The sequence below is a fragment of the Streptomyces sp. NPDC057010 genome (assembly GCF_042673805.1).
Classification (GTDB): Bacteria; Actinomycetota; Actinomycetes; order Streptomycetales; family Streptomycetaceae; genus Streptomyces.
The window spans coordinates 90,756-113,304 of the sequence record NZ_JBHUSC010000019.1; the positions used below are offsets into that span (position 1 = coordinate 90,756).

Annotated in this window: 23 protein-coding genes; 12 read left to right on the forward strand and 11 right to left on the reverse strand. The window is 70.8% G+C overall.

Annotated elements, in window-relative coordinates:
* Window positions 1-26: 26 nt before the first annotated feature.
* Genes ACFTXQ_RS18400 through ACFTXQ_RS18430 form a run of 7 tightly spaced genes read right to left on the reverse strand, consistent with a single transcriptional unit; the run spans window position 27 to window position 7,623 of the window.
* The gene (locus ACFTXQ_RS18400; protein WP_382641946.1) at window positions 27-2,543 is read right to left on the reverse strand and encodes an NADH-quinone oxidoreductase subunit G; all 2,517 of its coding nucleotides are present in this window, start codon (window positions 2,541-2,543) and stop codon (window positions 27-29) included.
* The gene (gene nuoF / locus ACFTXQ_RS18405) at window positions 2,540-3,889 is read right to left on the reverse strand and encodes an NADH-quinone oxidoreductase subunit NuoF (protein ID WP_382641948.1); all 1,350 of its coding nucleotides are present in this window, start codon (window positions 3,887-3,889) and stop codon (window positions 2,540-2,542) included. Before nuoF ends, ACFTXQ_RS18400 begins: the two co-directional genes overlap by 4 nt.
* Entirely contained in the window at window positions 3,889-4,641 is a 753-nt protein-coding gene (gene nuoE / locus ACFTXQ_RS18410; RefSeq protein ID WP_382641950.1) for an NADH-quinone oxidoreductase subunit NuoE, read from the reverse strand. The genes nuoF and nuoE overlap by 1 nt, the downstream gene beginning before the upstream one ends.
* On the reverse strand, window positions 4,638-5,963 hold the full coding sequence (locus ACFTXQ_RS18415; protein WP_382641952.1) for an NADH-quinone oxidoreductase subunit D: 1,326 nt from the start codon (window positions 5,961-5,963) through the stop codon (window positions 4,638-4,640). The genes nuoE and ACFTXQ_RS18415 overlap by 4 nt, the downstream gene beginning before the upstream one ends.
* Window positions 5,963-6,697: an NADH-quinone oxidoreductase subunit C gene (locus tag ACFTXQ_RS18420; protein ID WP_382641954.1), complete on the reverse strand. Its 735-nt coding sequence runs from the start codon at window positions 6,695-6,697 to the stop codon at window positions 5,963-5,965. The genes ACFTXQ_RS18415 and ACFTXQ_RS18420 overlap by 1 nt, the downstream gene beginning before the upstream one ends.
* Window positions 6,694-7,248: an NADH-quinone oxidoreductase subunit B family protein gene (locus ACFTXQ_RS18425; protein WP_031145921.1), complete on the reverse strand. Its 555-nt coding sequence runs from the start codon at window positions 7,246-7,248 to the stop codon at window positions 6,694-6,696. Before ACFTXQ_RS18425 ends, ACFTXQ_RS18420 begins: the two co-directional genes overlap by 4 nt.
* Before the next feature lie 15 nt (window positions 7,249-7,263).
* Window positions 7,264-7,623: an NADH-quinone oxidoreductase subunit A gene (locus ACFTXQ_RS18430; RefSeq protein WP_008738438.1), complete on the reverse strand. Its 360-nt coding sequence runs from the start codon at window positions 7,621-7,623 to the stop codon at window positions 7,264-7,266.
* Window positions 7,624-8,380: 757 nt separating this feature from the next.
* Between ACFTXQ_RS18430 and ACFTXQ_RS18435 the strand changes: the two genes are divergently transcribed.
* The gene (locus ACFTXQ_RS18435; RefSeq protein WP_382641957.1) at window positions 8,381-9,226 is read left to right on the forward strand and encodes a C40 family peptidase; all 846 of its coding nucleotides are present in this window, start codon (window positions 8,381-8,383) and stop codon (window positions 9,224-9,226) included.
* Window positions 9,227-9,690: 464 nt separating this feature from the next.
* On the forward strand, window positions 9,691-10,143 hold the full coding sequence (locus ACFTXQ_RS18440; RefSeq protein WP_382641959.1) for a hypothetical protein: 453 nt from the start codon (window positions 9,691-9,693) through the stop codon (window positions 10,141-10,143).
* Window positions 10,144-10,224: 81 nt separating this feature from the next.
* On the opposite strand, the gene ACFTXQ_RS18445 is transcribed toward ACFTXQ_RS18440, so the two are convergent.
* A complete protein-coding gene (locus ACFTXQ_RS18445; protein WP_382641961.1) occupies window positions 10,225-11,196 on the reverse strand; it encodes a hypothetical protein in 972 nt (323 codons plus the stop codon).
* A gap of 53 nt (window positions 11,197-11,249) precedes the next feature.
* On the reverse strand, window positions 11,250-11,663 hold the full coding sequence (locus ACFTXQ_RS18450; protein ID WP_382641963.1) for a peptidase inhibitor family I36 protein: 414 nt from the start codon (window positions 11,661-11,663) through the stop codon (window positions 11,250-11,252).
* 243 nt (window positions 11,664-11,906) lie between these two features.
* Here ACFTXQ_RS18450 and ACFTXQ_RS18455 point away from each other — a divergent pair, with 243 nt between their 5' ends.
* The 7 genes from ACFTXQ_RS18455 to ACFTXQ_RS18485 all read left to right on the forward strand — a co-directional run bounded on the left by ACFTXQ_RS18455 (window position 11,907) and on the right by ACFTXQ_RS18485 (window position 17,299).
* Window positions 11,907-12,395 (forward strand): hypothetical protein, encoded by a 489-nt coding sequence (locus tag ACFTXQ_RS18455; RefSeq protein ID WP_382641965.1) that lies wholly within the window; start codon window positions 11,907-11,909, stop codon window positions 12,393-12,395.
* Window positions 12,392-14,053 carry a peptidoglycan-binding protein gene (locus ACFTXQ_RS18460; RefSeq protein ID WP_382641967.1) on the forward strand — a complete coding sequence of 554 codons (1,662 nt, stop codon included), beginning with the start codon at window positions 12,392-12,394 and terminating at the stop codon, window positions 14,051-14,053. Before ACFTXQ_RS18455 ends, ACFTXQ_RS18460 begins: the two co-directional genes overlap by 4 nt.
* Complete coding sequence (locus ACFTXQ_RS18465; protein ID WP_382641969.1) at window positions 14,050-14,769, forward strand: ABC transporter ATP-binding protein; 720 nt, start codon at window positions 14,050-14,052, stop codon at window positions 14,767-14,769. The genes ACFTXQ_RS18460 and ACFTXQ_RS18465 overlap by 4 nt, the downstream gene beginning before the upstream one ends.
* Window positions 14,766-15,986, forward strand: coding sequence for an ABC transporter permease (locus ACFTXQ_RS18470; protein WP_382641971.1), 1,221 nt, complete (start codon window positions 14,766-14,768; stop codon window positions 15,984-15,986). Before ACFTXQ_RS18465 ends, ACFTXQ_RS18470 begins: the two co-directional genes overlap by 4 nt.
* 52 nt (window positions 15,987-16,038) lie before the next feature.
* The gene (locus ACFTXQ_RS18475) at window positions 16,039-16,323 is read left to right on the forward strand and encodes a hypothetical protein (RefSeq protein WP_382641973.1); all 285 of its coding nucleotides are present in this window, start codon (window positions 16,039-16,041) and stop codon (window positions 16,321-16,323) included.
* Window positions 16,324-16,494: 171 nt separating this feature from the next.
* A complete protein-coding gene (locus tag ACFTXQ_RS18480) occupies window positions 16,495-16,923 on the forward strand; it encodes a hypothetical protein (protein ID WP_382641975.1) in 429 nt (142 codons plus the stop codon).
* Window positions 16,924-17,116: 193 nt separating this feature from the next.
* Window positions 17,117-17,299 (forward strand): hypothetical protein, encoded by a 183-nt coding sequence (locus tag ACFTXQ_RS18485; RefSeq protein ID WP_382641977.1) that lies wholly within the window; start codon window positions 17,117-17,119, stop codon window positions 17,297-17,299.
* Between the two features lie 169 nt (window positions 17,300-17,468).
* On the opposite strand, the gene ACFTXQ_RS18490 is transcribed toward ACFTXQ_RS18485, so the two are convergent.
* On the reverse strand, window positions 17,469-18,752 hold the full coding sequence (locus ACFTXQ_RS18490) for a geranylgeranyl reductase family protein (RefSeq protein ID WP_382641979.1): 1,284 nt from the start codon (window positions 18,750-18,752) through the stop codon (window positions 17,469-17,471).
* Window positions 18,753-18,857: 105 nt separating this feature from the next.
* On the opposite strand from ACFTXQ_RS18490, the gene ACFTXQ_RS18495 reads away from it, so the two are divergent.
* On the forward strand, window positions 18,858-19,388 hold the full coding sequence (locus ACFTXQ_RS18495; RefSeq protein WP_382641981.1) for a GNAT family N-acetyltransferase: 531 nt from the start codon (window positions 18,858-18,860) through the stop codon (window positions 19,386-19,388).
* A 697-nt stretch (window positions 19,389-20,085) separates the two neighbouring features.
* Here the strand turns inward: ACFTXQ_RS18495 and ACFTXQ_RS18500 are convergent.
* Complete coding sequence (locus ACFTXQ_RS18500; RefSeq protein WP_382641983.1) at window positions 20,086-20,349, reverse strand: hypothetical protein; 264 nt, start codon at window positions 20,347-20,349, stop codon at window positions 20,086-20,088.
* A gap of 348 nt (window positions 20,350-20,697) precedes the next feature.
* Here ACFTXQ_RS18500 and ACFTXQ_RS18505 point away from each other — a divergent pair, with 348 nt between their 5' ends.
* Complete coding sequence (locus ACFTXQ_RS18505; RefSeq protein WP_382641984.1) at window positions 20,698-21,543, forward strand: helix-turn-helix domain-containing protein; 846 nt, start codon at window positions 20,698-20,700, stop codon at window positions 21,541-21,543.
* Window positions 21,544-21,557: 14 nt separating this feature from the next.
* Window positions 21,558-22,115, forward strand: coding sequence for a class IV adenylate cyclase (gene cyaB, locus ACFTXQ_RS18510; protein WP_382641986.1), 558 nt, complete (start codon window positions 21,558-21,560; stop codon window positions 22,113-22,115).
* Window positions 22,116-22,549 lie beyond the last annotated feature (434 nt).

A 22,549-nucleotide genomic window follows, 5' to 3' on the forward strand; every position in this document is an offset into this window, starting at 1 on the left:
CGCGGGTTGCGGCAGGGCGGTGGCGTTCACGGCCGCACCTCCGTGGCCTCGTCGGCCGCCAGGCCGACCCCGGCCGGGCCGATCCGGACGAGAGTGCCGGGCCGGGCGCCGGTGTCGGCGAGGACGCCGGAGCCGGTGGAGTTCAGCGGGAGCCAGACCACGCGGTCGGGCATCTCGGTGATCCGGAGCGGGAGTTCCACGGAGCCGGCCGGGCCGGTGACCGCGAGGACGTCCCCGTTCTTGACGCCCGTTTCGGCGGCCGTGGCGGCCGACAGGCGCGCACTGGCCTCGTGCCGGGTGCCGGCCAGGGCCTCGTCGCCCTCCTGGAGCCTGCCCTGGTCGAGGAGGAGCCTGTGGCCCGCGAGGACGGCCTCGCCGGCGCCCGGGCGGGGTACCGGCGCGGTGTCCGCGGACTGTTCGGCGGCCCGCTCCCCGGCCCACGGGCCGAGCGCGTCGAGCTCCCGGCGTACGGCGTGTACGTCGGGCAGCGCGATCGGCCGGTCGGCCGCGTCGGCCAGCATGTGCAGGACGCGGGCGTCGGCCGGGGCGAGCCGGCGGGTCATCTGGTCGGGCTTGAGGGCGGGCTCGAACGGCCGGACCCTGCCCTCCCAGTTGATGAAGGCGCCGGCCTTCTCGGCCACGGCGGCGACGGGGAAGACCACGTCCGCGTGGGCGGTGACCGCGCTGGGCCGCAGTTCAAGGGAGACCACGAAGGCCTCCTTGAGGGCGGCCCCGGCGCGCGCCGGGTCGGGCAGGTCGGTGACCTCGACGCCCGCCACCAGCAGGGCGGACAGTTCGCCCGTGGCGGCTGCCTCGACGATCTGGCCGGTGTCGCGTCCGTAGCGGTGCGGGAGTTCCTCCAGGCCCCAGGCGGTGGCGACCTCGTCGCGGGCCCGCGGATCGGTGGCCGGACGGCCGCCGGGCAGCAGGGACGGCAGCGCGCCCGCCTCGACGGCGGCCCGCTCCCCGGCACGGCGCGGGATCCACACCAGCTTGGCGCCGGTCGCGGCGGCGGCCCGTACGGCGGCGGTCAGCGCGCCGGGCACGGCGGCGAGCCGCTCCCCGACGACGATGACCGCACCCTTCTCGCGCAGCGCCTCCGCGGCGACGGCCCCGCCGGCCTCCAATCCGCTGCGGGAGGCGAGCGCGTCGAGCCACTCGGGCTCGGTGCCGGGCGCGGCGGCGAGCAGGGTGCCGCCCGCCTTCTCCAGGCCGCGGGTCGCGAACGGGGCGAGGGCGAAGGTCCGCTGCCCCCGCCTGCGGTGGGCCTTGCGCAGCCGCAGGAAGACCCCGGGGGCCTCCTCCTCCGCCTCGATGCCGGCGAGCAGCACCGCCGGCGCCGCCTCCAGGGAGGTGTAGGTGACGCCCCTGCCGTCGAGGTCCTTGCCGGTGCCGGCCACGGTGGCGGCCAGGAACTCGGCCTCCTCCGCGCTGTGCACGCGGGCCCGGAAGTCGATGTCGTTGGTGTCGAGCACCACCCGGGCGAACTTGGCGTACGCGTACGCGTCCTCGACGGTGAGCCGGCCGCCGGTCAGCACGCCGGCGCGGCCCCGCGCGGCGGCCAGCCCGTTCGCGGCGGCCTCCAGGGCCTCGGGCCAGCTCGCGGGCTCCAGGACCCCGGCGGCGTTGCGGACCAGCGGGGTGTCCAGGCGGTCGCGCTGCTGGGCGTAGCGGAAGCCGAAGCGGCCCTTGTCGCACACCCACTCCTCGTTGACCTCCGGGTCCTCGGCGGCCAGCCGGCGCAGCACCTTGCCGCGGCGGTGGTCGGTCCGGGTCGCGCAGCCGCCCGCGCAGTGCTCGCACACGCTCGGGGAGGAGACGAGGTCGAAGGGGCGGGAGCGGAACCGGTAGGCGGCCGAGGTCAGGGCGCCGACGGGGCAGATCTGGATGGTGTTGCCGGAGAAGTACGACTCGAAGGGATCGCCCTCGCCGGTGCCCACCTGCTGGAGCGCGCCGCGCTCCAGCAGCTCGATCATCGGGTCGCCGGCGATCTCGTTGGAGAAGCGGGTGCAGCGCGCGCACAGCACGCACCGCTCGCGGTCCAGCAGCACCTGGGTGGAGATCGGGACCGGCTTCTCGTAGGTGCGCTTCTTGCCCTCGAAACGCGATTCGGCGTTGCCGTGGGACATCGCCTGGTTCTGCAGCGGGCACTCGCCGCCCTTGTCGCAGACCGGGCAGTCCAGCGGGTGGTTGATGAGCAGCAGCTCCATCACCCCGCGCTGGGCCTTGTCGGCGGCCTCGGAGGTCAGCTGCGTCTTGACGACCATGCCGTCGGTGCAGGTGATGGTGCAGGAGGCCATCGGCTTGCGCTGGCCCTCGACCTCGACGATGCACTGGCGGCAGGCACCGGCCGGGGGCAGGAGGGGGTGGTCGCAGAACCGGGGGATCTCGATCCCGAGCTGCTCGGCGGCCCGGATGACGAGGGTGCCCTTGGGCACCGACAGCTCGATGCCGTCGATGGTCAGGGACACCGTGTCCTGGGCGTTCGCCCGCGATCCGGCCGCTTCGCCGCCACCGGCGGGAGCGTTCGTGGCGACGGTCATGCGGTCACCTCCGTGTCAGCCCAGAGGGTCGACTTCTTGGGGTCGAAGGGGCAGCCCTTCCCGGTGATGTGCTGCTCGTACTCCTCGCGGAAGTACTTGAGCGAGGAGAAGATCGGGCTGGCCGCGCCGTCGCCGAGCGCGCAGAAGGACTTGCCGTTGATGTTGTCGGCGATGTCGTTCAGCTTGTCGAGGTCGGACATGACGCCCTTGCCGGCCTCGATGTCGCGGAGCAGCTGGACCAGCCAGTACGTGCCTTCGCGGCAGGGCGTGCACTTGCCGCAGGACTCGTGGGCGTAGAACTCGGTCCACCGGGTCACGGCGCGCACCACGCAGGTGGTCTCGTCGAAGCACTGGAGGGCCTTGGTGCCGAGCATCGAGCCGGCGGCGCCCACGCCCTCGTAGTCGAGCGGGACGTCGAGGTGCTCGTCGGTGAACATCGGGGTGGAGGAGCCGCCCGGGGTCCAGAACTTGAGCCGGTGCCCGGGGCGCATCCCGCCGCTCATGTCGAGGAGCTGGCGCAGGGTGATGCCGAGCGGGGCCTCGTACTGGCCGGGGCCGGCGACGTGCCCGGAGAGCGAATACAGCGTGAAGCCGGGGGACTTCTCGGTGCCCATCGCCTTGAACCAGTCCTTGCCCTTGTTCAGGATCGCGGGAACCGAGGCGATGGACTCGACGTTGTTGACGACAGTGGGGCACGCGTAGAGCCCCTCGACGGCAGGGAAGGGGGGACGCAGCCGGGGCTGACCGCGCCGGCCTTCGAGGGAGTCGAGCAGTGCCGTCTCCTCGCCGCAGATGTACGCGCCCGCTCCCGCGTGCACCGTGATGTCGAGGTTGCGGCCGGTGCCGTCGATGTCCTTGCCGAGGTAGCCCGCCGCGTAGGCCTCGCGCACGGCCTCGTGCAGGCGCCGCAGGACGGGGACCGTCTCGCCCCGCAGGTAGATGAAGGCGTGCTCCGAACGGATCGCGTAGCAGGCGATGATCATTCCCTCGATGAGGGAGTGCGGGTTGGCGAAGAGGAGGGGGATGTCCTTGCAGGTTCCCGGTTCCGACTCGTCCGCGTTCACCACGAGGTAGTGCGGCTTGCCGTCGCCCTGCGGGATGAACTGCCACTTCATTCCGGTGGGGAAGCCCGCGCCGCCGCGTCCGCGCAGGCCCGAGTCCTTCACGTAGGCGATGAGGTCGTCCGGGGTCATCGCGAGGGCCTTGCGCAGCCCCTCGTAGCCCTCGTGGCGCCGGTAGGTCTCCAGCGTCCACGACTCCGGTTCGTCCCAGAACGCCGACAGGACGGGTGCGAGGAGCTTCTCCGGGCTCGTGCCGTTCTTGCTCAGTTCCGTTGACACGGACATCACTCCCCTCCCTCGGTGGTGGTGCCGCCGCCGCGCGCCTCGCCGCGCGGGTGCACGATCGGCGCGTGCGGGGATTCGCCCCGGGCGATGCGCAGGCCGATCAGGGAGGCGGGACCGGCGCCGCCGGTGGCCTCGACCGCGCCGTCGCGCTCGTCGGGGAAGCCGGCCAGGATCCGGGCCGTCTCCTTGTAGGTGCACAGGGGCGCGCCCCGGGTGGGCGCGACCTCGCGGCCCGCCAGCAGGTCGTCGACCATGGCCTTGGCGGACTCGGGGGTCTGGTTGTCGAAGAACTCCCAGTTGACCATCACCACGGGGGCGTAGTCGCAGGCCGCGTTGCACTCGATGTGTTCGAGGGTGACCTTGCCGTCGGGGGTGGTCTCGTTGTTGCCGACCCCGAGGTGCTCCTTGAGCTCCTCGAAGATGGCGTCGCCGCCCATGACCGCGCACAGGGTGTTCGTACAGACGCCGACCTGGTAGTCCCCGGAGGGCTTGCGCCGGTACATCGTGTAGAAGGTCGCCACCGCCGTGACCTCGGCGGTGGTCAGGCCCAGCACCTCGGCGCAGAAGCGGATGCCGGTGCGCGAGACGTAGCCCTCCTCCGACTGGCACAGGTGCAGCAGCGGCAGCAGCGCGGAGCGGCTGTCGGGGTAGCGGGCGATGACCTCCTTCGCGTCCGCTTCGAGCCGGGCGCGTACCTCGGCCGGGAAGTCGGGTGCCGGCAGCTGGGGCATGCCCAGAGACACGTCGGTCATCGGTCGACGCCTCCCATCACGGGGTCGATGGAGGCGACGGCGACGATGACGTCGGCGACCTGGCCGCCCTCGCACATCGCGGCCATGGCCTGCAGGTTGGTGAAGGACGGGTCGCGGAAGTGGACCCGGTAGGGGCGGGTGCCGCCGTCGGAGACGACGTGGACGCCGAGTTCGCCCTTGGGTGATTCGACCGCCGCGTACGCCTGCCCGGCCGGTACCCGGAAGCCCTCGGTCACCAGCTTGAAGTGGTGGATGAGGGCCTCCATGGAGGTGCCCATGATGTTCCTGATGTGGTCGAGGGAGTTGCCGAGGCCGTCGGGGCCCATCGCCAGCTGCGCCGGCCAGGCGATCTTCTTGTCGGCGACCATGACCGGGCCCGGCTCCAGCCGCTCCAGGCACTGCTCGACGATCCGCAGCGACTGGCGCATCTCCTCCAGGCGGATCAGGAACCGCCCGTAGGAGTCGCAGGTGTCGGTGGTCGGCACGTCGAACTCGTAGGTCTCGTAGCCGCAGTACGGGTCCGACTTGCGCAGGTCGTGCGGCAGGCCGGCGGAGCGCAGGATCGGGCCGGTGGCTCCGAGCGCCATGCAGCCGGTGAGGTCGAGGTAGCCGACGTCCTGCATGCGGGCCTTGAAGATGGGGTTGCCGGTGGCGAGCTTGTCGTATTCCGGCAGGTTCTTCTTCATGGTCTTCACGAAGTCGCGCAGCTGGTCCATGGCGCCCGGGGGCAGGTCCTGCGCGAGGCCGCCGGGGCGGACGAACGCGTGGTTCATGCGCAGGCCGGTGATCAGCTCGAAGATGTCGAGGATCAGCTCGCGGTCGCGGAAGCCGTAGATCATGATCGTGGTCGCGCCCAGCTCCATGCCGCCGGTGGCGATGCACACCAGGTGGGAGGAGAGCCGGTTGAGCTCCATCAGCAGGACGCGGATGACGGTGGCGCGGTCCGGGATCTGGTCGGTGATGCCGAGGAGCTTCTCGACGCCGAGGCAGTACGCCGTCTCGTTGAAGAACGGCGTCAGGTAGTCCATGCGCGTGACGAAGGTGGTGCCCTGCGTCCAGTTCCGGTATTCGAGGTTCTTCTCGATGCCGGTGTGGAGGTAGCCGATGCCGCAGCGGGCCTCGGTGACCGTCTCACCGTCGATCTCCAGGATCAGGCGGAGCACTCCGTGGGTGGAGGGGTGCTGCGGACCCATGTTGACGACGATGCGCTCGTCGTCCGCCTTGGCCGCGGACTGGACGATCTCGTCCCAGTCGCCGCCGGTGACGGTGTAGACGAGGCCTTCGGTGGTCTCCCGGGAGGAGGCGTGGTTGGACGTGGACATCAGCTGTACGACCTCCGCTGGTCGGGAGCCGGGATCTGGGCGCCCTTGTACTCGACGGGGATGCCGCCGAGCGGGTAGTCCTTGCGCTGCGGGAAGCCCTGCCAGTCGTCCGGCATCATGATCCGGGTGAGGGCCGGGTGCCCGTCGAAGACCAGGCCGAAGAAGTCGTACGTCTCGCGCTCGTGCCAGTCGTTGGTCGGGTAGACGGAGACGAGCGAGGGGACGTGCGGATCGCCGTCCGGGACGGAGACCTCCAGCCGCACGATCCGGCCGTGGGTGAGCGAGCGCAGGTGGTAGACGGCGTGCAGCTCGCGGCCCTTGTCACCGGGGAAGTGGACGCCGCTGACGCCGGTGCAGAGCTCGAAGCGCAGCGCCGGGTCGTCGCGCAGGGTGGACGCGACGCGTACGAGGTGCTCGCGGGCGATGTGGAGGGTCAGCTCCGCCCGGTCGACGACGACCTTCTCGATCGCGTTCTCCGGGACGAGGTCCTGCTCCTCCAGGGCGCCTTCGAGCTCGTCGACGACCTCGTCGAAGTAGGAGCCGTAGGGGCGGACGGCCGCGCCGGGCAGGCGTACGGAGCGCACGAGGCCGCCGTAGCCGGAGGTGTCGCCGCCGTTCCGGGCGCCGAACATGCCGCGCTGGACGCGGACCTCCTCGCCGTGGTTCCCGCGCTGGCCGGGCAGGTTCTGGCGGCTGAGTTCCTTGTCGGGGTTGGGTTCGCGGGTCTCACTCACCGGAGCAGCCCCTTCATCTCGATGATGGGGAGGGCCTTGAGGGCCGCCTCCTCCGCCTCACGGGCCGCTTCCTCGCGGTTCACGCCGAGCTTTCCGCCCTGGATCTTCTGGTGGAGCTTGAGGATCGCGTCCATCAGCATCTCGGGGCGGGGCGGGCAGCCGGGGAGGTAGATGTCCACCGGAACGATGTGGTCGACGCCCTGGACAATCGCATAGTTGTTGAACATTCCGCCCGAAGACGCACAAACCCCCATGGAGATGACCCATTTGGGAGCGGGCATCTGGTCGTACACCTGCCGCAGCACCGGCGCCATCTTCTGGCTGACCCGGCCCGCCACGATCATCAGGTCGGCCTGGCGCGGGGAGCCGCGGAAGACCTCCATGCCGAAGCGGGCCAGGTCGTACCGGCCCGCTCCGGTGGTCATCATCTCGATGGCGCAGCAGGCGAGGCCGAAGGTCGCGGGGAAGACGGATGACTTGCGCACCCAGCCCGCGGCCTGTTCGACGGTGGTCAGCAGGAAGCCGCTCGGCAGCTTCTCTTCCAGTCCCATGGAAAATTCAGCCCCTCAGTCCCATTCCAGGCCGCCGCGGCGCCACACGTAGGCGTAGGCGACGAAGACGGTGAGCACGAAGAGCAGCATCTCGACGAGCCCGAAGATCCCCAGGGAGTCGAAGGTGACGGCCCAGGGGTAGAGGAAGACAACCTCGATGTCGAAGACGATGAAGAGCATCGCCGTCAGGTAGTACTTGATGGGGAAGCGGCCGCCGCCGGCCGGGACCGGAGTGGGCTCGATGCCGCACTCGTACGCCTCAAGCTTCGCCCGGTTGTACCGTTTTGGACCGATCAGCGTGGCCATGACCACGGAGAAGATCGCAAACCCTGCGCCGAGGGCGCCGAGCACGAGGATGGGCGCGTACGCATTCACGCTCCTCGCTCCTTCCAGTCGTCCTTGACCGTTGGACCGCCGCCGGCGCATGTGAGGCAGTTCACAAGCCGGACTGCTGCGCATCTTATGCCCGGTCCTCTGTGATCTGCGACACGGGTTACAACAACGAGTTTGTGATCTCCACCACCTGACGAACGATCATGAAGTCCGATGAGTGGTGATCTTCGTACGCGAAGCATCCACATGATCACCAAAGGTGACATCCGACCCCGTTACCGCAGGTAGAAAGGGTGTCGCACTATCAAATCGTGGCCCTTGCAGGCAAATTGGCGGCACGGCGGCGGGAATGATAAAGGGACCGGTGTCGCCCGGTCGGGGGAGCGGGTGCGTACGGAGGTGGACGCGGGGCAGAAGGGGGACGGAGAGGGGGACGGAGAGGGGTCGCAGGGGCCGCGATCCGTGTGCATCCGTTCACGAATCCCGGCGGACAGTTCACAGCGAGGTCACGACCGGGCCACAGCGCCCGCACAGCGTGACTCTCCTGTGACCTGCGCCACTCCCGATTCGCGGCGCCGAAAGAGGGCTTGGCCATCTGTGCGGAGGGATGGTAGGCCGCGGATCAATTCGGACTTATTGCGGAAACCCCATGATCACAGCCTTGTGACGGCGTGTCCGTTTCGCCCTTTACGGCGTCAATAAGAAGCGCGACGCGCCCGGTTCGCGGCCTTCGCGCACAACTGTGGCGCAGACCACGTTTCTTGAAGGGACCCCGGGGCCCCTGATAGCGGTTGTCCTCATGTCCCACACCGCTCACATACCCAGCCACCGGAAGCCCCGTCGCAGCGCCTCGAAGCTCGCGGTCCGCGCCGGAGTTGCCGGTGGCGTCCTCAGCACCCTGGCGATGGCCGGCACCGCGAGCGCGTCCCCGTCCGCCGAGCCCGTGGCCGAGACGACGCTCGAGATGCCGGTCCTCAAGCTGGACCTGGCCGCCGAGGTCTCCTCCGCCGTCACCACCGCCGCCGAGAACACCCGCGCGGCCGCCGTCGAGGGCGAACTGACCGCCCAGGAGGAGAGCGCCCGCACCGGCGCCGCCGCCGAGGCGAAGAAGGCGAAGGAAGACGCCCAGGCGAAGGCCGACGCCGAGAAGAAGGAGCAGGAGGAGGCGGCCCGCCAGGCCGAGGCCGACCGCGCCAACCGCTCCAGCGCCCGCACCTCCCTGTCGACCAAGTCCTCCTCCGGCGCGACCTCCAGCGACGGCTCCGGCGCCTCCGTGGCCGCCCCGGCCACCGGCTCCGCCGCGGCCATCGTGAACTTCGCCCGCGCGCAGGTCGGCAAGGCGTACGTCATGGGCGGCACCGGCCCGTCCTCGTTCGACTGCTCCGGCCTCGTCCAGGCGGCCTACCGCCAGGCCGGCATCTCCCTGCCGCGCATGTCCCAGGCCCAGTCCTCGGCCGGCACCTCTGTCTCCCTGAGCGCCCTGCAGCCGGGCGACATCCTGTACTGGGGCTCCCGTGGCAGCGCCTACCACGTCGCCATCTACGTCGGCGGCGGCAAGTTCGTCGGCGCGCAGAACCCCAGCACGGGCATCGTCGAGCGCTCCCTGAGCTACGACAAGCCGACGGGCGCCGTGCGCGTCCTCTGATCCGCCCGCGCGCTCTCCGAGCGCCACGAAGGGCCGGTACTCCCCCGCTCGGGGGCGGAGTACCGGCCCTTCGGCGTGTCCGGGGCCCCTCAGCCCAGGCCCGCCGCCAGCCTGAAGCGGGCCTCGCGCTGCTTCCCGTACAGCGCGAGCGCCTCGGCGGGCGCCGTCGCTTCCTCCGCAGCCGGCCAGGAAAACGGCCGTCAGCAGGAATTACGGCCGGAGCTGCGGGACGGGGATGCGCATCGTGGGGAACTCCTTCTTCTGGGGCGAAAACACAAGGGGACGGGTTCGGTCAGTAGGAAAGGACAGCCCTTTTCCCTCAACCTGATGGACAGTCATTTCTGTTGCCTGACAAGTAACTTGTCCGGACCGGCCGCTCCTACCTACTATCTGGCGGCGCGCCCTTTCGCACGCTTCGCGCAGCCGCATGAATTCCACTTCTACTGCCGCAAGGGAACCCCGTCATGCACATACGGAAATTCGCCCCGCTGCTCCTCCTGTGCATTTCGCTCACCGGATGCGGTGGCGGTGACAACGAGCCCAAGGCGAGCGACAGCCCGCCCCCCACCGCCGAGGAAATCGCGTACTACGACTGCCTGAAGAAGAACGGCGTGGAGATCGTTTTCACGGACTACGGGGCGCCTCGCGAGAACAAGGAGAAGCCCTGGAACGAAGAGGCCCACAAGGCCTGCGAATCCCTCACGCCGCCGCCCCCGAAGCCCGTGCCGGCGAGCCCCGCCCGGCTGGCCGCCGCGAAGAAGGAGTCCGAGTGCATGCGGCGCGAGGGCGTCTCCTGGTACCCGGACCCGGACCCGGTCACCGGCGAGATCGACCAGACCAAGAACACCACCGAGCAGTGGGCCTCCGTCAAGCGCGACCACGTCGACGCCCTGAAGAAGTGCCAGCCGGGGCGATAGTCCGGTTCGCACCCCGGAACAGGTGCGGCCCCGGCCGAAGCGGCCGGGGCCTGGCGGTCACGCCGTCACGCCGTCACGCCGTCACGCGAGCGAGGCCGCCAGCTTGAGGCGGGCGTCGCGCTGCTTCCCGTACAGGGCGAGGGTCTCCGCGTGCTCCTCGACGAGCTGCTCCTGGTAGGCCGTCTCCGCGGCGGCCCAGATCCCGACGAGGTTCACCTCGCGCTTGCACTCCACGTCCTTGGTGGCGACGGCGACCGCCCTGGGGCCGGACTTGTCGTCCTGCAGCCCCAGCTTCTCGATCACCTCGTACGGCGACCCGACGCCGTCGTACCCGGCCTTGGCCATGCACTGCGACCACTTCGCGAGCATGTCCCGGACCCTGGAGTCCGCCTGCGCCCGGGTGTGCGCCTCCGAGGCGAGGCCGAAGGTGAACAGCAGGTCCACGCTGTCCTTCGTCGGAGCGTAGAGCTTGCGGTACCCCTCGCGCTGGCATCCGCCCGCGGGCACCTTCTGCCCGCCGACGGTGAGACCGCTGTCCGCCGCCTGGGCCTCCTCGTCACTCATCGGGCCCGGGTCGGCCTGCCCCTTGTCCTCCGGGCGCTGCCCGAACAGGACGGTGGACGCGCTGTCGCTGAGCTGCGGCACCGGCGGGCGGGGCGCACGCTCGCGCCCCGCCTCCGGCGCGTACCCGTGCGCCGCCGCATACGCGGGATCGGCGATCCCGAAGAGGTTCCGGTGCCGGTCCTCCGTCGCGGAGGCCGCTCCCCCGCCGGGCTTCGACGGCTGCTCGTAGGAGAACCCGTAGCGCGCCATGCACTGGGCCGTCAGCCGGTACTGCGCGGCGTCCATCCGTCCGCGCTCGACGTCCGTGTCCGTGTACGCGTCCATGGGGAGCGAGAGCGAGACCGTGGCGGGGTTCACGGCGACAGGGCCGAGGGCGGGTTCGCCGCCGCTCTCGCCCTTCGCCCCACCGGAGTCCGCGCACCCCGCCAGGAGGGTCGCTGCCAGCAGGGTGGCCGCCGCGGCGGAGCGGCGGCGCTGTGCGGGTGGCATCTGGTGGTCCCTTCGGTACGAGGGCGTTGCGGCCGGCCTGTGGCGACGAGGGCCTACTGGACGTAGAAGTCCGACGAGCTGATCTTGTTCTTGAAGTTGGTGGACGCATTGCCGATGTGACCGATGGGAATGGATCCCTTGATCCCGCCGTAGTTCCAGTCCGTGTAGACGTTCCATCCGTACACGTCACGGTTCCAGTAGGACTCCGTGTTGTCGTTCACCCAGTCCGTGCGGCCGTGACACCCTGCGGGACCGTAGAACTTGTTGTCCGTGAAGGTGTCGTCGTCGTTGTTGTAGTCGAAGACGCAGCCGCCGCGGTCGACCAGGTAGTACAGGCCCATCTCGTACTTCTCGAGATAGCCGTCGTGCACGGACGCCGAAGCGGGCGATGCCGTTGCGACCAGCAGGGCGGCAGCTATGGCCGCAGGGGCGGCCGCGAGACGTACTCCACGCAGGTTCTTGTTCATTCGCACATTCCCCACCGTAGAAACAGACAGTGCGGGGATTTCCCCAACTGCCTTAGGTCAAGCGGGATTTAAGCCCAGCCGACATCCGCACACAAGGAATAATCTCAGCCTACGGACAGTCAAAAAGTGACTGTGGGAAGGGAGTTGTAACCCTGCGGAACACTCCCTAGGATCACGAGTCGCGTTCGCACATCACTTCGCCCTGCGGCGCCCTGACCATCCCGTACCGAGGGAAGCGCCCCTATGCGTAAGCATGTGCCGTTCATATTCCTCGCCGTGTCGCTCGCGCTCAGCGCGTGCTCGGGCGGCGGCGAGCCGAAGGCGAGCGACAGCCCTCCGCCCACCAAGGCGGAGACCGCCTACTACGACTGCCTCGGGGACAACGGGGTGAAGATCACCCACGCCGACGGCGGGGCGCCCCGCGTGGACAAGGACGATCCGTCCGTGAAGGACAAGCTCCCGGCGGCCCAGGAGGCGTGCAAGGACAAGGTCCCGCCGGCGCCCTCCGCCCCGCCGGCCGACCCGAAGAGGCTGGCCGCCGCCCTCGCGGAGTCCAAGTGCCTGCGCGAACAGGGTGTCTCCTGGTACCCGGACCCCGACCCGGTGACCGGGAAGATCGACGACCAGGCCATGACCCCGGAGCAGGCGGTCGAACTCAGGACGAAGCACATGGACGCGATGAGGAAGTGCAGGACCAGCCGCAGCTCCGACGACGGCGTCCTCGGCGGATGAGTGAACTGCAGGACGTCGTGGTGGACGTGACCGGGGGCGAGCAGGCCGGCGCCGACGACGAGAAGGCCGCGCCGGAGCCGGGCGGACTCGCGCGCGGCCGGCGGGTGGTGCTCGGGGTGGTCGGTGGGGCCGTGCTCATGGCCGTCGGGGGGTTGTTGGCCACCGCGGTGGTGAAGTCGCCCGCGCAGGTGGCCGCCGAGACCGGGCCGCCCGCGCAGGGGCCGCTGACCGCGGAGGTCGAGCGGCGGGTGCTCGCGCAGAAGGTGGTGATGCGGGGGACCGTGGTCGCCGACCAGAGCGTCGAGGTCTCCCCGCAGCCCCGCGGCGGCGAAGGCGCGGGCACGCCCGTCGTGACCAAGCTGCCGCTCAAGGCCGGGGACGCGGTCGCCGCCGGGCAGCTGCTGGCCGAGGTGTCCGGGCGGCCCGTGTTCACCCTCAAGGGGACCCTGCCCGTCTACCGCGACCTCAAGCCGGGCGCCACCGGCGACGACGTGGCGCAGTTGCAGCAGGCGCTGCGCGCGCTCGGGCACGGCACCGGATCCGACCGCAGCGGCTTCTTCGGCCCCGGCACCAAGGCCGCGCTCGCCGCCCGCTACCGCGCCATCGGGTACGACCCGCTGCCCGCCGTGGCGGACGGCGGCGAGGCGCTGAAGGCCGCGCGGGAGGCCGTACGGTCGGCCGAGTGGGCCGTCGAGGACGCCACCGCCGCCGCCCAGAACTCCCGCGGCGGCGGCCAGGCCACCACGGCCGGGACGGCCGGCGGTACCGCGGCCGGAGCCGGGGCCACCCCTTCGCCCGGCGGCACCGCGACCGGGGGCAAGCCCGGTGCCGCCGGGAAGCCGGCCGGCGGCGGTGACGGCGGTGCCGGTGATTCCGGGCGGTCCCTCACGCGCGCCCGCCAGGCGCTCGACGACGCCCGGGCCAAGCTGACGGCGGCGGAGACCGCCGACGGGCCGATGCTCCCCGCCTCCGAGACCGTGTTCCTCGGCGCCTTCCCCGCCCGGGTCAGCGCCGTCGGCGGCCGCGTCAGCGGCCCCGTGTCCGGGTCGGTGCTCACGCTGTCGGCGGGCGAACTCGTCGTCGAGGCCTACCTCAAGGAGGACAAGAAGCAGCTGCTGCGCGCGGGCATGTCCGTGGTGGTCTCCTCCGAGATCGCGGGCACCGACGCCCGCGGCAAGGTGGCACTGGTCGCCACCGAGCGGTCCACCGGCCAGCCGTCGGGGCAGCAGAACGGACAGCAGGGCGGGCAGAGCGGCCAGGGCGAGAGCTCCCAGGGCAAGGGCGGCGCCGCCGACCTCGGCTACCGGATGGTGGTCCGCCCCGACCAGCCGCTGCCCGCCGGGTTCGCCGGGCAGGACGTACGGCTGACCATCGAGTCCGCCGCCACCGACGGCGAGGCCCTCGTGGTCCCGGTCACCGCGGTCTCCGCCAGCCCCGACGGCCAGACCCTCGTCACGGCCGTCTCCGCCGACGGCACGCAGCGGCGCATCCCCGTCCGGACCGGCACCAGCGGCGACGGCTACGTGGCCGTGCTCCCCCTCAGGGGCGGCGAGCTCGCCCCCGGCGCGCGCGTCGTCATCGGCACCGCCCCGAAGCGGCCGGACAAGGGACCGGGCAAGGGGACGGACAAGGGACCGGGCAAGGGGACCGCCAAGTGAGGTTCCCCCGCCCGCGCCGCCCCCGGGCGGGAAAGGAGCCGGATCCCGACGCCCCCGTCATCGAGTTCCGCGGCGTCGGCCTCACCTACCCCGGCCCACCCCCCGTCGAAGCCCTCCACCCCTGCGAACTCATCGTCCGCCGCGGCGAGTTCATCACGGTCGTCGGCCCCTCCGGCTCCGGGAAGTCCACCTTCCTCAACGTCGCCGGGCTGCTCGACTCCCCCACCAGCGGCCAGTACCTCCTCGACGGGATCGACACCGCCGCGCTCCCCGACCGGGAGCGCACCGCCCTGCGCGGCCGCCGCATCGGCTTCGTCTTCCAGTCCTTCCACCTCCTCCCCCACCGGTCCGCCCTGGAGAACGTCACCCTCGCCATGCTCTACACCGGAACACCGCGCGCGCAGCGCCTCGTACGGGCCCGCGAGGCACTCGACCAGGTCGGTCTCGGGCACCGCGCCGGCGCCGTTCCCGGGCGGCTGTCCGGCGGCGAACGCCAGCGCGTGGCCATCGCCCGCGCCCTCGTCGGACGGCCCTCGCTGCTGCTGTGCGACGAGCCCACCGGCAACCTCGACTCCGCCAATGCCGCCTCCGTGCTGGGGCTGCTGGACGAACTGCACGGCTCCGGGATGACCGTCCTCGTCATCACCCACGACCCCGAGGTCGCCCGGCGCGGCGCCCGTACCGTCACCATCCGCGACGGGCGGCTGCGTACGTGAGCACCGTCCGGCCGACCCGGCTGTCCGTACGCGACGCCCTCGCCGAGGCCGTCGCCGGCATGCTCCGCCGCCCCGGGCGGGCCGTGCTCACCGCGCTCGGGACGGTGCTCGGCGTGGGCAGTTTCGTGGCCGTCCTCGGCCTGACCGCCACCATCTCCTCGCAGATCGACGGCCGGTTCAACGTCCTGACCGCCACCGAGGTGACCGTCGAGGACATCGCCACGCGGCAGGACGAGTTCGCCGGCCCCGGCTTCCCGGCCGACGCCGAACAGCGGCTGCGCGCCGTCGCGGGCATCCGCAGCACCGGCGTCATGTGGACCGTACGGCTCGACTCGACGACCACCGTCGGCGCCCTGCCCTCCGGCGGCGGCAACGCCGCCACCGGCATCAGCGTCGTCGCCGCCTCCCCCGGCGCCGTCGCCGCACTCGTCCCCACCCTCCAGGAGGGACGGCTCTACGACGACTTCGCCGAGCAGAGCAGACAGCGCGTGGTCGTCATCGGCGACGGGCTCGCCGGGCGGCTCGGCATCACCACCCTCGCCACCCGGCCCGCCCTCTACATCGGCCAGGAGCCCTTCACCGTCGCCGGGATCCTCGCGGACGTCGAGCGCAAGCCGGAGAACCTGCTGTCGGTGCTCGTGCCCCGGGCCACCGCGGAGGAGTTGTGGGGGCCGCCCGCGCCGACCTCCGCGAGCATGCTGATCGCCACCGAACTCGGCGCCGCCCGCCAGGTCGCCGACCTCGCCCCGCTCGCGCTGCGCCCCGACCATCCCGAGTACCTGAAGGCCGTACCGCCGCCCGACCCGCGGATGCTGCGCTCCGGCGTGACCTCCGACCTGAGCGCGCTCTTCCTGCTGCTCGCCGGGATCTGCCTGGTCATCGGCGCCGTCGGGATCGCGAACACCACCCTGGTCGCGGTGCTGGAACGGACCGCCGAGATCGGTCTGCGCCGGGCCCTCGGCGCACGCGGCCGGCACATCTCCGCCCAGTTCCTCACCGAGTCCGCGACCCTGGGCGCGCTCGGCGGGCTGGTCGGCACGTCCCTGGGCGAGCTGACCGTGGTCGCCGTCTCCCTGGCCCGCGACTGGACCCCGGTGATCCACCCGGCCACCGTCGCCGCCGCCCCGCTCACCGGGCTGGTCACCGGACTGCTCGCCGGGCTCTATCCCGCCTGGCGGGCAGCCCGTATCGAACCGGCCGAGGCCCTGCGAAGATAGCGGCTGCGCGCCTGACCCTCAGACCGCAGCCCGACCCTGGAGGTGGTGGTCCGTGAGCACCAAGCCGTACGAGTACCACGGCACCGGCGGCTCGCCCGCCGTTCCGGCCGCGCTCGGGCTCTGCCTCCTCGCGTTCGGCGGCTGGCTGCTGACCACCGCCCGCCCCTGGCAGAAGCCGGGTCACCCGCTCACCCTGGGCTTCGGCTGGACGGCCTCGGCGGTGCTGCTGATGTGCGGGCTGGTACTGATGGCCCGGTGCGTCCGCACCGTCCACGCCCCGGCCCCCGAAGCGGGCCGACCCGCCGAAAACCCGACCCGGCCCACGGAACGACCCTGATCAGGCCTTCGGGGCCACCTTGGTCACCCCAAGCCTGTGCGCACCTGCGGACCATGGCCCGCCGAGCCTCCCATACCACCCGATCACACAATCCGGTGACCAAGCAGGCATAATCCACCTGCGCTCGGAGGAACTCCGTCAATGTGGCCTCATTTCCATGAGGAGGACGGGTTGACCATCTACGTCTCGCAACGAACCCTCGACGCCCTTGAGGATCGCGTCGACAAGAATCAGGGCGCCGCTGTCGTCCACAACTGGGTGATCCGGTCACTGGAGGGACGCGAGCGCCTACGCCTGGAGCGCTTGCAGACCGTCTGCTCGCTACTCCGACGACGGGGACTGGAGACCTTCCCCCGCACCCCCCGTTGGCCAAACGAGTGGAACACGCTTGTCATTTACCGCCCTGAGCTCACTACGGTCCGGCTGCACGCCGTCGGGCAGAGTCGTGAGGCACTGCTCTTCATCCTCGATGAGCTGAACAAGTCCGACTTCCAGCAGAACATGACATCGACGCGTCGGTTCCGGCGCGAGCTCCTCAAGCTCTCGGCAGCGCGAGCGCAAGCAGCCAAGCCTGCCATCGAGCGGCTGTACGTCGCGTGACCCTGCCCGCCCGCTGCGACGCACGGCGGGCGGGCGTAAATCACGCATCTTGAGCGATCAAGTTCGCCGGCCACCTGGGTTCGGCCGAGGTAGAGATGCTTCACGGGCACCCCGCGCCGGGTCGAGCGGTGCGGCGGCGGCCATGCCCGCGACGACCGCGCGATTCTCCCACCCGGCGGCGTACGTTTTGCGTATGAGCAGCAACTCCCACCCCACAGCCGAGCAGGCCGGTAAGAACGACGACTCCTCCGCTGTGGCCGAAGCCCTTGAGGAGTGGGTGGCGTCGGCCAAGCTCAGCGAGGTCGTCGCGGCCGACCGCAAGGCGTTCGGCCCCGTCACCACAGAAACTCGGCGACGGGCGGAACAGGAGTGGTGAGCTCGTCCTGGACGCCCCAGGCGTGCGCTGCAGATCGACGGGGCGTCGAGAGGATGCATGTGCGCATCAAGGTCGCCCACCAAGCGGCCGACGAGTGGCCCTCCGCCCTGACGCTAGGCGGTGCACCCGGACCGCTCGACTACCCGACGAGCGGCCCGGCCCTGACCGATCAAGCGCGTGGGGCCACCTTCGACAGGCCGTTGATGATGCGGTCCATCGCGTCGCCGCCCGTCGGGTCGGTCAGGTTGGCCAGCATCTTCAGGGTGAAACGCATCAGCACCGGGTGCGTCAGGCCGCGCTGCGTGGCGACCTTCATGACCTTCGGGTTGCCGATGAGCTTCACGAAGGCGCGGCCGAGCGTGTAGTAGCCGCCGTACGTCTCCTTGAGGACCTTCGGGTAGTTGTGCAGGGCCAGTTCGCGCTGGGCCGGGGTGGCCCGGGCGTGGGCCTGCACGATGACGTCGGCCGCGATCTGGCCGGACTCCATCGCGTAGGCGATGCCCTCGCCGTTGAACGGGTTGACCAGACCGCCCGCGTCGCCGACGAGCAGCAGGCCCTTCGTGTAGTGCGGCTGCCGGTTGAAGGCCATCGGCAGGGCCGCGCCGCGGATCGGCTGCGTCATGTTCTCGGGGGTGTAGCCCCAGTCCTCCGGCATGGACGCGCACCAGGCCTTGAGGACCTCGCGCCAGTCCAGCTCCTTGAAGGCGGAGGAGGAGTTGAGGATGCCGAGGCCGACATTGGACGTGCCGTCACCCATGCCGAAGATCCAGCCGTAGCCGGGCAGCAGCCGGTCCTGCGGGCCGCGCCGGTCCCACAGCTCCAGCCAGGACTCCAGGTAGTCGTCGTCGTGGCGGGGCGAGGTGAAGTACGTACGCACGGCCACACCCATCGGGCGGTCCTCGCGGCGGTGCAGGCCCATCGCCAGGGACAGCCGGGAGGAGTTGCCGTCGGCCGCGACGACGAGCGGGGCGTGGAAGGTGACCGGGGTCTTCTCCTCGCCGAGCTTCGCCTGCACGCCGGTGATGTGCCCGGTGCGGGGGTCGCGTACGGGCTCGCCCACGTTGCAGCGCTCGTAGAGCCGGGCGCCGGCCTTCTGCGCCTGGCGGGCCAGGGTCTCGTCGAAGTCGTCGCGCTTGCGGACGAGTCCGTAGTCCGGGTAGGAGGCGAGTTCCGGCCAGTCCAGCTGGAGCCGCTGGCCGCCGCCGATGATGCGCAGGCCCTTGTTCCGGAGCCAGCCGGCCTCTTCGGAGATGTCGATGCCCATCGCCACCAGCTGCTTGGTGGCGCGGGGCGTCAGGCCGTCACCGCAGACCTTCTCGCGGGGGAAGGCCGTCTTCTCCAGGAGCAGGACGTCCAGGCCGGCCTTGGCGAGGTAGTACGCGGTGGTCGAGCCGGCGGGCCCGGCCCCGACGACGATCACGTCCGCGGAGTGTTCGGAGAGGGGCTCGGTCACGGCGGGATCTCCCGAAGGCTCGATAACTCGATAAAGGGTGCCCATGGGCACAGGACATGTGCAGTCTATGCAGCGAGAGAGATCGCGAACCGAAGGGCTGCCCTGATGACCACCTCGCCGACCCGGCCGCTCCCCGTGGTACAGCTCCGCGTCCCCACCGACGAGGACGCGCGCGCCTGGCACCGTGTCTTCAACGACCCCGAGGTCATGGAATTCCTCGGCGGACCCGCCGAGCTGTCGCTGTACGAGGAGTTCACCGCGCGCCAGCGCATGTACGACGCGCAGCTCGGCTACTGCCTGTGGACGCTGCTGGACGCGGACGGGGAGGTGCTCGGCTTCACCGGCGCCCAGCCGTGGCCCGCGGAGAAGGCGTGGGGGCCGGTCGGCGAACTGGAGATCGGGTGGCGGCTGGGCCGGGCGGCGTGGGGCAAGGGCTACGCGTACGCCGCCGCGCTGGCCACGCTGGAGCGGGTCCGCGCGGCGGGCGTCCCCTACGTGGTGTCCATGATCGACGACGCCAACGTCCGCTCGATCGCGGTGGCGGAACGCCTCGGAATGACCCTGGCGGAACGTTTCCCGCTCCCGGGCGGCACCCGCCACGGCCGCCGCTACGAGCTGACGCTCGGGCGGGGGTGAGGACGGGGGTCCGGTACGGGTCCCACGCGGCGGGACCCCTGCCCCGGGCCGGGGGTTGCCCACCCGCCGCCTCGGGGCCGGGGCGGGCGCGGGTTGTCTTGTACGGTCCCACGCGCGTGCGGGACCTTCACCCCCTCGGGCCCCGCCCCGGATCGGTGGCTGCCCACCCGCCCCCTCGGGGCCGGGGCGGGCGCTGCCAGTCCTGTACGGGTCCCACGCGCGTGCGGGGCCTTCATCCCCTCGCGCCCCGCGCTGGGCCGGGGGACGGTTCGGGGCCCCGGCCGGGCGGAACCAGAGAAGCCTTGGGGGTTTCCCGGCTGCCCATCGTCCTTCCGTGTCGGGCCGGTCCCTCAAGGGCGCTCCCTGCGGTCGCGTCGCTTCGCGATGACCTACGGCCACCCTTGACCGACCGACCCGCCCCGGAAAGACAAAGGACAACCGGGAAACCCCCAAAAGAACGGGCCGGACCAGAACAGCGACAGACGGGCCAGCCAGAGATGTTCGGCCCCGCCCCCGCAACAGCCGGGCCCCACCTCGGGCCTGCCAGGTCCGGTCTCCGGGCCGGGCAGGCGGCCAGCCGTAGCCAAACAGCGACCACAAGCACCTCAGCCCCCGACAGGCGCCTCAAATCGCTACGCGCTCCTCACCAACGGCGTCCGACCGCCGTCCTGGGCCCGACATAAGCCGCCACAGATCGCTACGCGCTCCCCGACCACGGCGACCGGCCCCCGCCTTCCGACAACACGAACGGGTGGGCGGCGGACTCGATGTTGGCCACTGCAGTCGAGAACTCGCGTCCCGACGGACCTCGGATGTACGCGAGCTCGATCCAGTGCCGGCGGCCGGAGTCGGATACGTCCTCGCACACCACGGCCATCAGCTCACCCTCGACACCAGACGCGACATCGCGCACACGACGCCGTAGCAAGGGATGAGGAAGGTACTCGTATCGCTCAGTCATCGGACGGCTCCGGGAGAGAGCTGACGAAGCGCTCCCAGCCGACGTGCGCGCGGTCGAGCAGGGCTCGACTGGGCGCGGCCACGACCAGGTTGGGGGCGCTGTGGCTGCGCCTCCCGAGGCAGCTCGGGCACACAGCACCGCCTGTAGTGAGTACTCGGGGAGTCTGGATCCCTGATCGCGTGTGATGAGTCACTGCTGTGCCTCCGATCGTGAATGACGTGTACCGGATGCGCTAGAACCGGCACTGGACAGGATCTGGTGACACCGCGTACACGCTCGATATCCAAGCGGTAATCTCACGGTGGGATGACTTTCCATCTCGTAGGTGGATGACGGGAGTAGTCGACCGTGGCCACACCGCTTGTCCCAACTGCCCTTCCTGACTGGGCATGGGAACGCGCAGATGTACGCGAGGCCCTCCGCGCGCGCGACGTGGGCGCCGTGTTCCGATACGTGCAGCAATACGGCGGCGCCAGCCAGGCGCGCATCGCTGCGGCGGTCGGGATGACCCAGGCTCGGGTGAACGAGATCATCAACCGGCGCCGAGAGGTGTCGCGTCTCGATGTGTACGAGCGGATCGCCGAGGGGCTGGAGATGCCGGACGATGCTCGGCATCTGCTCGGGCTGGCGGCCAGTCGTGAGAAGCGGGTCGGCGGGGCCGCGTTCGACCTCGCAGCGTTTCCGGAGGTGGTGCGCGTGTACTCCTCGCAGGCCTCCGCCCGCGAGGAGATCCAGCAGCAGGCGCGCACTTCGAACGAGCTGGACATCCTCGCCGTTCGCGGACTCGGCTTGATCGGGCTGAACGATTCGATGCTTCGCTCTCACCTCGGAGGTGAAGGCGGGAGTCTGCGCGTGAGGGTGCTGCTCCTCGACCCCGAAGCGCCGGCCCTGGCCCAACGGGCAGCCGAGATCGGTGAGTCTGCGGAATCGCTCGCCAGTGGTGTGCGGCTGGCCGAGGCGCGGCTCCGGGAGCTTGCCGGGATCTGCAACATCGAGGTGTACCGGTACGCCATGCTGCCCACATGGAGGCTGATCCGGACCGACTCGACCATGTTCGTCGGGGCGTTCGACGTGGGTTGGGAAGGGCACGAGTCGGCCACGTACAAGGTGATGGAGACGCCACAGGGCCCGCTGTTCAGGGGGTTCCGGCGCATGTTCGAGGCGATCACCCAGAGCGCAGAACGCACGGTCTGAGAGGGGACGGACAGATGATCGAAGCGGAACTAAAGGCGCGTGTGCACGAGCCCGAAGAGACCTTGCGGCGTCTGGAGGAGCGGGCCGGCGGCCGGGCCGAGGTGTACCAGGACACCTACTACGACACCCCGGACGGAGCGCTGGAGGCCCGATACGAGGAACTTCGGGTCCGGACCGTGCACGGTCCCGACGACACCCGCACCGTTCTCACGTACAAGGGCGCTCCGGTGGACGAGGAATCCGGTTCGAAACCTGAACACGAGACCCGCGTGGAGGACGCCACGGCAGTGCACGCGACGCTGCGAGGTCTCGGATACGTTCCGTTCATCGCCTTCGAGAAGCGGTGCAGGAACTACGCCTTCGAATCACGTGGCAGGCAGATGCTCGCCACGCTGGTCCGCGTCCCAGAGGTCGACGGCACCTTCCTGGAACTGGAGACCCTGGCCGACGAGCAGGACCTGGGCGCCGCCCTTGGCGACGTCCGCACGGTCCTCGCCGAGCTTGGCATCCGGTCGGAGGATCTGACCCGTGAGCTGTACACCGACGCGGTGAGGGCCTGCCGCAAGAGCTGAGTCCAGATACCACCGCGGACTCCGCCCCCGAGCCCTCACCAGCCCCAAGGCGGGGGTCGGTCGCCGTGGTCGGGGAGCGCGTAGCGATCTGTGGCGGCTTATGCCCGGCCCAGGACGGCCGTCGGACGCCGTTGGTGAGGAGCGCGTAGCGATTTGAGGCGCCTGTCGGGGGCTGAGGTGCTTGTGGTCGCTGTTTGGCTACGGCCGGCCGCCTGCCAGGTCCGGGAAGCGGTCTGGACGAGCCCGGTGCCTGGCTGCTGCCGGAGCGGGGTCGGGCGTCTCTGGCGGGGCCGTCTCTCGCTGTTCTGGTCCGGCCCGTTCTTTTGGGGGTTTCCCGGCTGTCCTTTGTCTTTCCGGGGCGGGTCGGTCGGTCAAGGGTGGCCGTAGGCCATCGCGAAGCGACGCGACCGCAGGGAGCGCCCTTGAGGGACCGG

Excerpts from the sequence above, each read along its gene's own strand:
- ACFTXQ_RS18485 (WP_382641977.1), top strand. The coding sequence starts at position 17,117 with ATGAGCAGCAACTCCCACCCCACAGCCGAGCAGGCCGGTAAGAACGAC.
- ACFTXQ_RS18415 (WP_382641952.1), bottom strand. The coding sequence starts at position 5,963 with ATGTCCACGTCCAACCACGCCTCCTCCCGGGAGACCACCGAAGGCCTC.
- ACFTXQ_RS18440 (WP_382641959.1), top strand. The coding sequence starts at position 9,691 with ATGCACATACGGAAATTCGCCCCGCTGCTCCTCCTGTGCATTTCGCTC.
- nuoF (WP_382641948.1), bottom strand. The coding sequence starts at position 3,889 with ATGTCCGTGTCAACGGAACTGAGCAAGAACGGCACGAGCCCGGAGAAG.
- nuoE (WP_382641950.1), bottom strand. The coding sequence starts at position 4,641 with ATGACCGACGTGTCTCTGGGCATGCCCCAGCTGCCGGCACCCGACTTC.
- ACFTXQ_RS18400 (WP_382641946.1), bottom strand. The coding sequence starts at position 2,543 with ATGACCGTCGCCACGAACGCTCCCGCCGGTGGCGGCGAAGCGGCCGGA.
- ACFTXQ_RS18495 (WP_382641981.1), top strand. The coding sequence starts at position 18,858 with ATGACCACCTCGCCGACCCGGCCGCTCCCCGTGGTACAGCTCCGCGTC.
- ACFTXQ_RS18460 (WP_382641967.1), top strand. The coding sequence starts at position 12,392 with ATGAGTGAACTGCAGGACGTCGTGGTGGACGTGACCGGGGGCGAGCAG.
- ACFTXQ_RS18425 (WP_031145921.1), bottom strand. The coding sequence starts at position 7,248 with ATGGGACTGGAAGAGAAGCTGCCGAGCGGCTTCCTGCTGACCACCGTC.
- ACFTXQ_RS18455 (WP_382641965.1), top strand. The coding sequence starts at position 11,907 with ATGCGTAAGCATGTGCCGTTCATATTCCTCGCCGTGTCGCTCGCGCTC.
- ACFTXQ_RS18445 (WP_382641961.1), bottom strand. The coding sequence starts at position 11,196 with ATGCCACCCGCACAGCGCCGCCGCTCCGCCGCGGCGGCCACCCTGCTG.
- ACFTXQ_RS18435 (WP_382641957.1), top strand. The coding sequence starts at position 8,381 with ATGTCCCACACCGCTCACATACCCAGCCACCGGAAGCCCCGTCGCAGC.
- cyaB (WP_382641986.1), top strand. The coding sequence starts at position 21,558 with ATGATCGAAGCGGAACTAAAGGCGCGTGTGCACGAGCCCGAAGAGACC.
- ACFTXQ_RS18450 (WP_382641963.1), bottom strand. The coding sequence starts at position 11,663 with ATGAACAAGAACCTGCGTGGAGTACGTCTCGCGGCCGCCCCTGCGGCC.
- ACFTXQ_RS18500 (WP_382641983.1), bottom strand. The coding sequence starts at position 20,349 with ATGACTGAGCGATACGAGTACCTTCCTCATCCCTTGCTACGGCGTCGT.